This window comes from Planococcus rifietoensis (assembly GCF_001465795.2).
Lineage (GTDB): Bacteria > Bacillota > Bacilli > Bacillales_A > Planococcaceae > Planococcus > Planococcus rifietoensis.
In genome coordinates this window covers 1,911,219-1,923,144 of sequence record NZ_CP013659.2, presented here as the reverse complement: position 1 = coordinate 1,923,144, position 11,926 = coordinate 1,911,219, and the positions used below count along the sequence as shown (strand labels likewise).

The window sequence follows — 11,926 nt, the reverse complement described above, 5'->3', positions numbered from 1 at the left end:
TTTGTGCAGCGCGTAGCATGCATATGATGATTCCTACTGGGCTCGAACCAGCGACCTCTACCCTGTCAAGGTAGCGCTCTCCCAGCTGAGCTAAGGAATCGCAATCTCAAGGACATTTATTATTATATATGCCAGTTTGAAAAAAGACAATAGCTTTTGTGAAAAAACTTTCAGCTTTTTTAAACCGGCAGTATTTCTCAGCTTTCCAAGAATAAGCTCCATTCAATTGTTGTGCGGTTGCTGATCACAGACCAGCATTCCAACGCAGCGCCCGTTCCGCTGAGTGGATTGAATTCCAGCGCTAGTCTTGCAAATAAAGGGCCCCAAAATGGAGCGGGAATATTGCCGATGAGCGGAATTTGAGGCTGCCACTGTACATCGGCACCCACAGAAAATCCCTGTCCCGCTATTTTCAGCGAATTGTAGAATTCAGCGAGTGCTTCAGTCGGATGGACTTGCAGATAAAATCGTTCGCCGTCTTTGGAGAATCCGATATCGCTTGACTGTAAAGAAAGAGCAGCAGTTCTCTGCGCAATCGGTTCTAACGTTGTCTTCAGTTGAAGCGGGGCCGTATTTTCATATGCCAGCAAAGGGATATGCGGCAATTGCAAGGCCAGTTTGGAATTCGGCTGGCGAAGCTGTCTTTGAAGGTTTTCGATCATTATGGAGCTGCGGTAATCAAGGCGCAAGACAAGCAATTGCATCGTATTCCTCCTCTGTTTTACTGGCCGGAACTGCGGAAACCAGCGTTTCTGGCTTGCTGTTCGGTGCAGAACCATTGCTCAGGATTGGTCTCATCATAGGAAGGGGAGCCGGGTAAATGATAAATTTTATTGCCGCTCCGGTTGATATTGCCCTTGATGCGGCAGTCATCATCGGTACCGGTACTTTCTGTTGCAGTTTGACCGTAAGCCTCAGCATTAAATCCGCGGTCCGTCGAATAATTTTCATATTCCCATATACCGATTTCGGCATTTTTCGCGTCAGATTCGGCGTCGCGAAATTCATCGACATAGCGGGTATTCGGCGGGAAGATATAGGCAACGCGTGCAAAGCCTTCTTCAAGTAATTGTTCCTGTATGCTCTCCCCGTCAGCGTAGAAATACGCGAGCAGCCGGTCGTAGTCGTCGAAACGGTCGCCGACATCGAATTCGATTTCGATTTGCTGCGCCTGTTCAATCAGTTCGCGGTTGCGCTGTGTCGCTTCAGGACCGAATGGCTGCTCGCCGAATCTTGGATGGTTCGTTTCCGGGGTATCGACCAATAAATAACGGACGGTGGTTTCTTTACCTTCATAGATGATTTTTACCGTGTCTCCATCGATGACCTCGGTGACTTCTACAGCCGTCTTGCCGGCAGTACCGCCGGTATCCGTGGGGTCAGGCCAAGTACACCCCGACAACAACAGCAGGCTGAGTAATAAGATGAATGGTTTCATGGCATTCCCTGCTTTCTATATCGAATTATAGCGAAAACAAATGAAGTCGACAATTAAAGGCCCGGATCCCATAAAAAAACGCTTGCTCCGCATCAGTCCGGATCAAGCGCTGCTATGTACTTGCAAGGTTATAGGTCTCTTTCATTGCTCCAGTGTACTCGTGGTTTCCCCGAAGTATAATAGGCTATCTTCATTGATCGTTTCCAGCTTTTCTTTATCGACACCCATTTCCAATGTTCCCGTAAAAATTGGCTCCCACCAGTTTTTCTGTTCATTCATGTTGTTTCCTCCTATTCTGCCGAATGTAATTGTTTGACTATTCTATACCCCGGAAGGTTACACTTATAAACAATGAAACAAAAAAAGGGGCGATGGTTTTGATAGCGATTGGAATTATTGGGGCGGGAATTGTCGGCGAACGCATCATCAAGCAAATTCAACAAGACGATTCTGCACAAGTCGAAGCGGTTTATGACACGGACAAGAATCGGCTGAATTATATCGAAGAGCATTACGGCGTAGCCGTCACTGATTCCTTGGATGAGTTGTTCCAAGCCGACATCGATTGGGTATACATCGGCACGCCGCCAAACAGCCATGCGGAGCTTGCAGAAACGGCGGCAAGAAGGGGCTTGCATGTATTGTGCGAAAAGCCGCTCGCCCATGACGCTCAGGCAGCACAGGCAATGGCAGAGTCGGCGACGAACAACCGCATCCACACCGCCATGCATTTCCCGTTGATGTATTCGCCGATCGTCCGCGATATGGCAATTCGCATCAAAAGCGGGGATATCGGAAAAGTCTGCCGCATCGAGTTGCACACAGTATTTCCAGAGTGGCCGCGGGCATGGCAGCAAAATCCATGGATTGCCTCGAGAGACCAAGGAGGATTTGTGCGGGAAGTCTTTCCTCATTATTTGCAATTAATGCACCGCTTGTTTGGCACCTTGGAGATTTCCGCACACCAAGTGGATTTTCCGGAAGACGTTGAAAAATGTGAAACCGGGATCATTGCCCACGGCAAGACGCAGCAAGGTTCGCCTTTTTTATTGTCCGGTATGAGCGGGGCAGGGCAGAACGAACTGTTGCAATTTAAAGTGTATGGTGATGAGGGAGTGCTAACGCTTGAAAACTGGTCGCGTTTGTACCGCGAAGAACGAGGGAAAACACGTGTAGAAGTGCAAACGGAAAAAACCGTGCCTTCCTTATTCGATGAAATGAAAGAACAATCGACCTTCCTCGTCGGATTTGACGAAGGACTGGTTGTCCAGCGCTATATTGACCAATTATTGCAATGACCCACAGGAGGTTTTAATAGTGAATTTTACAGCCAATGATGTAGAAGATATGATAGCCGATCAGCGAGGCTATTATTTTACAGGCGTGACGAAATCGACGGATTTCCGCATTGCACAGCTGCAGCGCCTAAAGTCTGCGATTCAAGCCCATGAAGACGATATTATCGAAGCGTTGCAATTGGACCTTGGAAAAAGCGAGTTTGAAGGATATGCCACAGAAGTGGGCTTTGTGCTCGATAGCATCGGTCATATGACAAAGCATCTTGAAGATTGGATGAAGCCTGAACAAGTTAAAACGCCGATCCATTTGCAGCCGGCAAAAAGCTTCATCATCCGTGAACCCTACGGCTCAGTGCTGGTCATTGGACCGTTCAATTACCCGTTCCAATTGGTCATGGAACCGCTTGTCGGCGCCTTGGCATCAGGCAATTGCGCCATCGTCAAACCATCTGAAGCGACGCCAAACGTGGCACGCGTTATCCGCACTGTTTTAGAGGATAGCTTTCAGCCCCATTACGTCAAAGTGGTTGAAGGGGAGCGCGAGGAAGTGACGGCACTGATCCATGCTTCGTTTGATTATATTTTCTTCACCGGCAGCGTGCCGGTCGGGAAAGTGGTCATGAAAGCGGCATCCGAGCGGCTTACCCCGATTACTTTGGAGCTCGGCGGCAAGAGCCCGGCAATCGTCGATCAGACCGCTAACTTGGAGCTTGCAGCAAAGCGTATTGCCTGGGGCAAATTCATGAATACCGGACAAACTTGCGTGGCGCCGGATTATCTTTGCGTTCACGAGTCGGTGAAGGAAGACTTTATGAAAATCTTTATCCAGACGATCCGCAAGTTTTACGGAGACAATGCACAGGACAGCCCTGACTATGGCCGCATCGTGAACGAAAAACATCATGATAGGCTGACGGAAATCATCGGAAAAGAAAAAAACCATATCGTTTATGGCGGCGACTCCGACCGGGCCGACCGATACATCGAGCCGACCTTACTGGATGGCATACAATGGGATAGCCCATCGATGGAAGACGAATTGTTCGGACCGGTTTTGCCGGTCATCACCTATAACGATTTGCCGCAATTGCTCCGAGACATCCGGCGTTTACCTAAGCCGCTTTCTGCCTACCTGTTCTCAGAAAATGACCGGGCCGTCCGGTTCTTCCTGGACCAATTGCCATTCGGCGGAGGGTGCATCAACGATACCGTCTCGCACGTCGGCAGCCATTACTTGCCGTTCGGTGGCGTCGGGCCATCTGGCATGAACTCCTATCACGGCAAAGCAAGTTTTGAAACCTTTACGCATGCCAAATCGATCGTCAAGAAGTCCACAAAACTATCGACCAATTTGACATATCCCCCTTATAAAAACCGGGCGAAATGGATCCGGACAGTATTGAAGTAGAAAGCGGCCTTGAGGTCGCTTTTTTCTTTTTGAACCTGCTATGATTAAGAAAAGGGGGTGCGCAGATGACGGAGCGCATATTGATTGTGGAAGATGAAAAAAGCATCGCCCGCGTCCTGGAGCTGGAATTGAAATTCGAAGGTTATGAGACCGCGGTCGCTTTGACAGGCTCTGAGGCGCTGATTCATTTCAGGGAACAGGACTGGGATTTGGTGCTGCTCGATTTGATGCTGCCGGAAATCCATGGGCTTGATGTCCTGAAACGGATCCGTGCATCTGATGCCAAGTTGCCGGTCATTCTGTTGACCGCCAAAAATGATGTCAAAGACAAAGTGGCTGGGCTTGACCTTGGCGCCAATGACTACGTGACGAAACCGTTTGAAATCGAGGAGCTGCTTGCCAGAATCCGCGCCAACTTAAGGGTGAAAAATCCAGTGGATGATAATTTACACCGTTTTGAAGAGCTCACCCTCAATGAAAGCACGAGGGAAGTCGTAAGAGCGGGGCGGCAGATCGAATTGACACCTCGTGAATTCGATCTGCTATTGTATCTGATGCGCCATCCGAAACAAGTGCTGGGCCGCGAACAATTGCTGAATGCGGTGTGGGGCTATGATTATTATGGCGACACGAATGTCATCGATGTCTATATCCGTTATTTGCGCAAAAAGATCGACTTCGGGGAAGATGCCACATACCTGCAGACCGTGCGGGGCGTCGGATATGTCTTGAAGGAGCAGCCACATGAAGCTCAAGCATAAGATTCACCTGTCCTCGACTTTATTGATGTTCTTTGTGCTGCTGATTCTGGCGGTTGTCATTTATTACTCCTTCAGCAGCCTGGCTTATGAAACGGAAGTCGAACGGCTAGAAGCTGAAGTGGAAGTGATGGTCGCGACATTTAATGCCAACAGTAGCGAAGAATCGCCAGACAATATTTTGCGTGCCTATGTGCCCGTCGACGGCTTAATCAAAGAGAAAAACCAAAGCAGCAATTTGTTGAGCACGATCCAGCGGCCCTCAGTCGATGTAGAATTTCCGAACGATGTGGCAGGCACATCCGGACATATGGCCGTTGAAGGAGAGCAATTTGCCTATGTTACGGCGCCTGTGATCTGGCCGGGTGGTGAAGTGGTGGAATTGATCGTTGCCCAATCGCTCAGGGAAGTGACCGCAAACCTCGCGACTTTGCGCTTAGTGCTCATTTCCGTAACGATGCTGTCGATGATCCCGATTTTCTTATCGAGTGCCTTGCTAGGGCGCGTGTTGACCCGCCCGATTGAAGGGCTTACCGGGACGATGCGGCGCATCCAGCGCGACGGCTCTTTCGAGAAGCTGCCCGTCGCCAGAGAATCGCGGGATGAACTAAGCCAAATGGGCGTTACTTTTAATGAGATGATTGGGTTATTGGAAGAAAACTACCGCAAACAGGAAGAATTCGTTTCAAATGCCTCTCATGAATTGAAAACGCCGCTGACGGTCATTTCGAGCTATGCCGATTTATTGCAGCGCAGGGGTGCACAGGACCCGGCGTTGCAGGAAGAAGCCTTGACGGCGATACGCACCGAAACAGAGCGAATGCGCCAATTGATTGAACAATTATTGCACATCGCAAGGCGCAGCCAAGCCCAAATGGATTGGCAAAAAACCGACTTGGAGCCGGTGCTCAAGCAAGTCATGACGGCAATGAACGCATCCTATGACAGGGATTTCCGCCTGCAGTTACAGCAGCCGCTGATTGTCGAAACGGATGTCCAGCAACTCAAGCAATTACTTTATATCTTGCTCGACAATGCCCGCAAGTATAGCGAAGATAGCATTGATATGGAAGCCGGGAATAACGGTGCAGTATACATCAAAATCCGCGATTACGGAGTCGGCATCCCGAAGGAATCACTGCCTCATGTGTTTGAACGCTTTTACCGCGTCGACAAGGCGAGAAGCCGCGAGACTGGCGGATTTGGGCTGGGCCTTTCGCTCGCCAAGGAATTGGCTGATTCACTTCATCTTCGCCTCGAGATCGACAGCATTGAACAATTGGGAACGACGGTAACAATCGTTTTCTCAGGGAATTTTAATGTTGAAGAGTTACAATCAGGGCAGGAGGGATGATCATGCGAAAATGGTGGGCCATCGGTATAATCGTCATCGTATTCTCCATCGCTGCACTGGCCTTTTTCCTGTTTCCGAGAACGGCTGCTGATTCCGTGACGCTGGATGAGGCGGCACAATCGATTGAACAGCTTTATGGCGGCGCGATTGAAAATGCTACTGAAACGGAAGAGTTTTACCAGATCGAATTCAAGCGGGACGATGGAACGTATTTAGCGGCCATCAACCGTGCTGATGGTCAGGTTGAATCACTCGAATTGCTGGAGAAAATCGGCCCTGCTAAAGCTCTTTCTGAGGAACAAGCAAGAGAAGCAGCCGCAGCAGCAGAGCCAGGTGAAATAAAAGAAATCCAATATATAGAATCGGATAATCGCTACAAAGTGGAAATCCACAGCGAGACGGAACGGAAATTTTTGGCCATTTCCGCAGAAACCGGGGATGTGCTGGATGTCCAGACAGAAGCGCTGGAAACCCCTGCTGAGCCTGAACCGGATTCAGCGCCTACGCAATCAGAACCGGAACGGATCATCAGCCAGGATGGGGCAATCGCTATTGCAAAAGAGACCTTAAATGGAACCGTTGATGAAGTCGAATTTGTCCAGACCACAGACGGCGGCTATTATTTGGTTGAAATGGATGATGACGTATCCGACCGGGAAGCGACGATCCAAATCCATGCGATTCGTGGAGAGACGATGACAGTGGAATGGGATGATTAGAAAGAGTTGAATGAAAACCGTTTTCATGCAATTGGGGCTGACGACAAACCAGCTGCAATTCGAGCTGAAAACGGTTTTTTTTATGGATGTTGCTGAATCTGCCTGTTCTCATGAATTTCTCATCTTAGTTTAAGCACAGTTTAAGCTTTGCTGGTTATATTCAAAGTAACAACAGAACAGGAGGAGATTAAGATGAAAAAATTGATCTATGTTTCAGCAGCGGCAGGCCTTTTAGCGTTCGGCGGGATTGTTCTCGCGGATTCGGATGATGTTGGAGTGAAATTGGAGACGCAAAATGTGCAAGGTCAACAGCTATCGAATGATGCTCCAACTGATAGCTCGAACAATCTATCGGCAACTGGTGGTGCAACAGCAGAATCTAGTGCGAAAGAGCAATCAGTGAAACAGTTTATCGGGGAGCAGCAAGCGATCGAAGCAGCACAAAGCGCAGCTCCAGGACAAGTAGAGGACATCGAGCGTGAAAACGAAGACGGTTGGGTATTTTATGAAGTGGAGCTAGAAGACGGCAAAACCGATTATGATGTCATTGTGGATGCAGCGGATGGGACTGTAGTGTCAGTAGAGTCCGATGACGACGACAAAGATGATGATGATGACCGCTACGATAAAGATGATGACGAAGATGACGACGACAATGACAATGACGATGATGATTGATGTAAGACCTAAAAAAACCTCTCGCCTAATTTTTAGGGCGGGAGGTTTTTAGGTTTTCATTGTTCCGGCAATAGCGGCAAAGTGACGATGACGCAGGCTCCTTGTTCTGCCGTGCTGTCGATCGCTAAATTGCCACCATGCTCTTGGGTGATCTTTTGGGAAATCAATAAGCCAAGGCCAGTTCCTGTAGCTTTTGTCGTGTAGAACGGTTCGAATACGCGTTCCGCCAGTTGCGGTGGAATGCCGGGGCCGTCGTCTTTGAAATGGATCTTCAGCTTGTCCGCATCGCGAACGGCGATGATTCTCAAAGTGCCGCCCTCTTCCATCGCTTCAATTGCATTCTTCAATAAGTTAATGAACACTTGTTTTAAGTGATGTTCTTCACCTTCCGCCACAAACGGCCCTGAGACTTCCGCTTTGACCGAAATGTCATGGAGCACGAATTCCGGCCCGAACAGGAAAATACATTCGTCGAGAATTTTCCCGATATCGAGTTGTTTCTTTTGAGGCGCTTGAGGTTTTGCAAGGATTAGAAATTCGCTGATGATCAGATTGATGCGGTCGAGTTCCGATTGCATCAATGAAGTATAACTTGGATAGCGGTGGTTCGGGTCATTATGCATCATTTGGACAAAGCCTGAAATGACCGTCATCGGGTTGCGGATTTCATGTGCGACCCCGGCAGCAATTTCACCTGCCATCTTCAGTTTTTCCGTTTGCAAAAGCATCCGTTCGGTTTCCTTCCGATAACTGATATCGCGTGAAATGACTGAAGTCGCGATGACTTGCCCACGTGAATCGAAAATTGGGGAGAGCGTAATTTGTGCTGGAAAACGGGTGCCGTCTTTTTTGACATCGTCCGTTTCAAGCGTGAAACTTTCGCCTTGCCGGACTTGTTCAGCACGCAATTCCGCCGCTTCAGCATGTTCCGGCGGATAAAGCGCAAGCACTTTTCCGAGGCATTCTTCTGCTGTCCAGCCGTATAACTGAACAAAGGCAGGATTGATTGCAATGATGCGCCCTTCGAAATCGAATACGGCGATTGCATCTTTAGCAGCTTGGAAGAACAAGTCCAGATAGCCTTCTTTTGAAGTGAGCGCTTTTTCCATCGACGCATTGCGCAGTTCCAGCTGCCGCCAATAATTGCTGAAATAAAAGCTATGCAGAATCGTCAATAGCATGAGCAGGCCGAAAAACATCACCATCGAAACATGGATATACTCCAAGGAGCCGCTCGTTTGAAAGCGGTCGAAGACAAATGTTAAAAGAACCACTTCGATGATGGTTAAGAGCGACAGGGCAATAATGGAGCGGGTATCATTATAAAGCGAGGCCGCTACGATTGGGATAATGAAGTAAATGGCCGTGACAAACGACAGCGATTCGAATTGAAGAATTAAAATATAGGCATTTAACGCAAACAATATGGCAAAACGCAACCGAGAAGGGGGTAATTTCGTATATAGTAGAGTGAATAGCACCGAGTAAGCGAGCATGCCGAAGATCGGCGCTATAATGGAAGCGTTGAAGTCGACGAAATAATTCAGAATCAAATGGGACAGGCTGCCGAAGCCGAACAGGTGGATAAATAATTGATTGCGCTTGCGGGTTGTCAGTGAGCGTTCCATAATTGCACCTCATCATGCTAAGAGTCTTATTCATCTTACTATAGTCGGGACTGTGCGAAAATGGCAGTTTTTGATATGATTAAAAAATCAGGGAGTGATTAAATTGGCTTTTAATTGGAAAGAACAAGAAACGATCAGCACCTTGGAGAAACTTGTGAACATTCCAAGCCCCTCCGGCTACACGATGGAAGTAATGGACTTCGTCACGGATTTTTTCGACCAGGCAACTATTCCATACATAATCAGCAATAAAGGCGGCGTCATCGCCACGATTAAAGGGCAAGACGATCAGCGCCATCGCTTGCTCACGGCACATGTCGATACGCTCGGTGCGATGGTGAAGGAAATCAAACCTTCGGGGCGCTTGAAGTTATCGCTTGTCGGCGGATTTAAATTCAATGCCATCGAAGGCGAGAATTGCCTGATCCATACAGCTGGCGGCGAAACGATCACCGGCACGATTCTGCTTCATCAGACAACTGTCCATGTGTACCGAGATTCCGGGACAGCAGAGCGTTCGGCAGACAATATGGAAGTGCGCTTGGATATCAAATGCAATTCCGCAGAGGATGTCCGTAAGCAGGGCATCGAAGTGGGCGACTTCGTCTCATTTGACCCGCGCTTCACGAAAACGGAAAGTGGATTTATCAAATCACGCCATCTGGATGATAAGGCGAGTACGGCACTATTGCTGGAATTGGCAAAGCAAGCGGCAACCGGTGATCTTTTGCCCCAAACCACCCATTTCTACATCTCCAATAATGAAGAAATCGGCTACGGCGGCAATTCCAATATTCCGTTGGAGACAGAAGAATACATTGCTGTCGATATGGGAGCGATTGGCGATGGGCAGGCTTCGGATGAATTTACGGTCTCCATTTGCGCAAAAGATTCAAGCGGTCCTTATCATTACGGGCTGACACGCCAATTGATCGCATTAGCAAAAGAGCAGAAGATCGATTACAAAGTGGATATTTATCCGTATTATGGATCCGATGCTTCGGCAGCAATCGGGGCAGGTGCTGATGTCAAACACGCCTTGTTCGGTCCTGGAATCGAAGCGTCCCATGCGTATGAAAGAACGCATACCGATTCATTGAAAGCGACAGCAGCGCTTCTTCATGCGTATATCAACTCACCGCTCGGGTCATAATATTAGGAGGATTTCAGATGGACAGCAAGCAACTATTTTTAAATATTCCAATTTCATCCATAAAAGGAGAATTGCCGCAATCCATTTCTCATATGACAATGGATTCGCGGGACATTGTCCAAGGCTCTCTTTTTGTCTGCATTAAAGGCTATACCGTTGACGGGCACGACTTCGCTGAACAAGCGGTAATGCAGGGTGCATCGGTCATATTGGCGGAAAAACCGCTGGCAATAAATGGGGCTGCGGTCGTTACGGTAGCCGATACGAGCCGTGCGCTCGGAATGTTGGCGGCACGTTTTTACGGGCATCCTTCCAAAAAATTGAATATGATCGGCGTGACGGGGACGAATGGAAAGACCAGCGTCGCCGGCATGCTGCACGCGATGCTCATGGAGCTTGGTAAAACCTCGGCTTTAACCGGTACGATCGGCTTTAATTTAAACGGGGAATTGCACCCGTCGGCGAATACGACAAGCGATGCACTGACCACTCAGCAAATGATCAGGCGTGCTTTAGAAGCGGGAAGTTCCCATATGACGATGGAAGTTTCTTCTCATGGCCTCGTATTGGGGCGCTTGGCTGGTGTCGAATTCGATACGGCGATTTTCACGAACTTAACCCATGACCATCTGGATTTCCATGGAACGATGGAAGAATATGGCCACGCCAAAGGGCTGCTGTTCTCACAGCTTGGCCAAGATTTGACACAGAACAAACGGGCGGTGCTAAATGCAGACGATGAGTGGTCCGAGAAGTTTGCAGCCATGACGCCTTTTCCCGTCTATACCTATGGCTTGGAAAATGAAGCGATGTTCCGCGCAGCCGACATCCGCCTGGAAGCAAGAGGGACGTCCTTTACATTACTTTGCCCCGAGGGTGAATTTCCAGTTGAGATGAAATTACTTGGCCATTTCAATGTCTATAACGCACTGGCGGCCATTGCCGCGTTGTCTGCAGAAGGCTATCCGATTGCGCAGGTCATTGCCGCACTCGAAGCCATTTCGCCTGTCGAAGGCCGCATGCAAAAAGCGGAAATCGATGCCCCAGTGTCGGTCTTCATCGATTATGCACACACGCCGGATGCCATAGAAAAAGCAATTGCCGCTGTTGAAGATTTCAAGACCGGCCGCCTTATTTTTCTGGTCGGTACAGGTGGCAACCGCGACAAGACGAAGCGGCCGATCATGGCAGAAAAAGCTTCGGTTGCAGACTACGTCGTGTTGACGACAGACGATCCGCGCTATGAACCATATGACAGCATTCTAAATGACTTGGCAGCTGGCATGCAGCACGACCAATACGCGTGCATCGGCGACCGTGAACAAGCGGTGCGCCACGCAGTGCAGCAAGCGCAAGCAGGCGATATCATCATTTTGGCCGGCAAAGGGCATGAAGATTACCAGATTATCGAAAATACGAAATATCCGCATAGCGACAAGGAAATTGCAGAAAACGAAGCCCAGCGTAAATTCGGGTCATAAAATGGAACGGA

Annotated in this window: 12 protein-coding genes and 1 tRNA gene; 8 read left to right on the top strand and 5 right to left on the bottom strand. The window is 48.8% G+C overall.

Annotated features, from left to right (window positions below):
• Positions 1 to 27: 27 nt before the first annotated feature.
• The 4 genes from AUC31_RS09615 to AUC31_RS17860 form a co-directional block, all read right to left on the bottom strand.
• A tRNA-Val gene (locus AUC31_RS09615) sits at positions 28 to 100 on the bottom strand.
• A 97-nt stretch (positions 101 to 197) separates the two neighbouring features.
• The gene (locus tag AUC31_RS09610; RefSeq protein ID WP_058383417.1) at positions 198 to 704 is read right to left on the bottom strand and encodes a hypothetical protein; all 507 of its coding nucleotides are present in this window, start codon (positions 702 to 704) and stop codon (positions 198 to 200) included.
• Positions 705 to 721: 17 nt separating this feature from the next.
• The gene (locus AUC31_RS09605) at positions 722 to 1,438 is read right to left on the bottom strand and encodes a thermonuclease family protein (RefSeq protein ID WP_058383418.1); all 717 of its coding nucleotides are present in this window, start codon (positions 1,436 to 1,438) and stop codon (positions 722 to 724) included.
• Positions 1,439 to 1,579: 141 nt separating this feature from the next.
• Positions 1,580 to 1,717: a hypothetical protein gene (locus tag AUC31_RS17860; protein ID WP_167549935.1), complete on the bottom strand. Its 138-nt coding sequence runs from the start codon at positions 1,715 to 1,717 to the stop codon at positions 1,580 to 1,582.
• 98 nt (positions 1,718 to 1,815) lie between these two features.
• On the opposite strand from AUC31_RS17860, the gene AUC31_RS09600 reads away from it, so the two are divergent.
• The 6 genes from AUC31_RS09600 to AUC31_RS09575 all read left to right on the top strand — a co-directional run bounded on the left by AUC31_RS09600 (position 1,816) and on the right by AUC31_RS09575 (position 7,653).
• Positions 1,816 to 2,736 carry a Gfo/Idh/MocA family protein gene (locus tag AUC31_RS09600; RefSeq protein ID WP_058383419.1) on the top strand — a complete coding sequence of 307 codons (921 nt, stop codon included), beginning with the start codon at positions 1,816 to 1,818 and terminating at the stop codon, positions 2,734 to 2,736.
• Positions 2,737 to 2,755: 19 nt separating this feature from the next.
• Positions 2,756 to 4,144 carry an aldehyde dehydrogenase gene (locus AUC31_RS09595; protein ID WP_058383420.1) on the top strand — a complete coding sequence of 463 codons (1,389 nt, stop codon included), beginning with the start codon at positions 2,756 to 2,758 and terminating at the stop codon, positions 4,142 to 4,144.
• Between the two features lie 65 nt (positions 4,145 to 4,209).
• Positions 4,210 to 4,905, top strand: coding sequence for a response regulator transcription factor (locus tag AUC31_RS09590; RefSeq protein ID WP_058383421.1), 696 nt, complete (start codon positions 4,210 to 4,212; stop codon positions 4,903 to 4,905).
• Positions 4,889 to 6,256: a sensor histidine kinase gene (locus tag AUC31_RS09585; RefSeq protein ID WP_058383422.1), complete on the top strand. Its 1,368-nt coding sequence runs from the start codon at positions 4,889 to 4,891 to the stop codon at positions 6,254 to 6,256. Before AUC31_RS09590 ends, AUC31_RS09585 begins: the two co-directional genes overlap by 17 nt.
• A 2-nt stretch (positions 6,257 to 6,258) precedes the next feature.
• The gene (locus AUC31_RS09580; RefSeq protein WP_058383423.1) at positions 6,259 to 6,975 is read left to right on the top strand and encodes a PepSY domain-containing protein; all 717 of its coding nucleotides are present in this window, start codon (positions 6,259 to 6,261) and stop codon (positions 6,973 to 6,975) included.
• Positions 6,976 to 7,167: 192 nt separating this feature from the next.
• Positions 7,168 to 7,653, top strand: coding sequence for a PepSY domain-containing protein (locus tag AUC31_RS09575; protein WP_058383424.1), 486 nt, complete (start codon positions 7,168 to 7,170; stop codon positions 7,651 to 7,653).
• Between the two features lie 56 nt (positions 7,654 to 7,709).
• On the opposite strand, the gene AUC31_RS09570 is transcribed toward AUC31_RS09575, so the two are convergent.
• A complete protein-coding gene (locus AUC31_RS09570; protein ID WP_058383425.1) occupies positions 7,710 to 9,281 on the bottom strand; it encodes an ATP-binding protein in 1,572 nt (523 codons plus the stop codon).
• Positions 9,282 to 9,384: 103 nt separating this feature from the next.
• Between AUC31_RS09570 and AUC31_RS09565 the strand changes: the two genes are divergently transcribed.
• Together AUC31_RS09565 and AUC31_RS09560 are read left to right on the top strand one after the other, a co-directional pair.
• On the top strand, positions 9,385 to 10,434 hold the full coding sequence (locus AUC31_RS09565; RefSeq protein ID WP_058383426.1) for a M42 family metallopeptidase: 1,050 nt from the start codon (positions 9,385 to 9,387) through the stop codon (positions 10,432 to 10,434).
• A gap of 17 nt (positions 10,435 to 10,451) precedes the next feature.
• Positions 10,452 to 11,915 (top strand): UDP-N-acetylmuramoyl-L-alanyl-D-glutamate--2,6-diaminopimelate ligase, encoded by a 1,464-nt coding sequence (locus AUC31_RS09560; RefSeq protein ID WP_058383427.1) that lies wholly within the window; start codon positions 10,452 to 10,454, stop codon positions 11,913 to 11,915.
• Positions 11,916 to 11,926: the final 11 nt, after the last annotated feature.

Coding starts and splice junctions, on each gene's coding strand:
- AUC31_RS09585 (WP_058383422.1), top strand. CDS start 4,889: ATGAAGCTCAAGCATAAGATTCACCTGTCCTCGACTTTATTGATGTTC.
- AUC31_RS09610 (WP_058383417.1), bottom strand. CDS start 704: ATGCAATTGCTTGTCTTGCGCCTTGATTACCGCAGCTCCATAATGATC.
- AUC31_RS09575 (WP_058383424.1), top strand. CDS start 7,168: ATGAAAAAATTGATCTATGTTTCAGCAGCGGCAGGCCTTTTAGCGTTC.
- AUC31_RS09590 (WP_058383421.1), top strand. CDS start 4,210: ATGACGGAGCGCATATTGATTGTGGAAGATGAAAAAAGCATCGCCCGC.
- AUC31_RS09605 (WP_058383418.1), bottom strand. CDS start 1,438: ATGAAACCATTCATCTTATTACTCAGCCTGCTGTTGTTGTCGGGGTGT.
- AUC31_RS09580 (WP_058383423.1), top strand. CDS start 6,259: ATGCGAAAATGGTGGGCCATCGGTATAATCGTCATCGTATTCTCCATC.
- AUC31_RS09560 (WP_058383427.1), top strand. CDS start 10,452: ATGGACAGCAAGCAACTATTTTTAAATATTCCAATTTCATCCATAAAA.
- AUC31_RS09570 (WP_058383425.1), bottom strand. CDS start 9,281: ATGGAACGCTCACTGACAACCCGCAAGCGCAATCAATTATTTATCCAC.
- AUC31_RS17860 (WP_167549935.1), bottom strand. CDS start 1,717: ATGAATGAACAGAAAAACTGGTGGGAGCCAATTTTTACGGGAACATTG.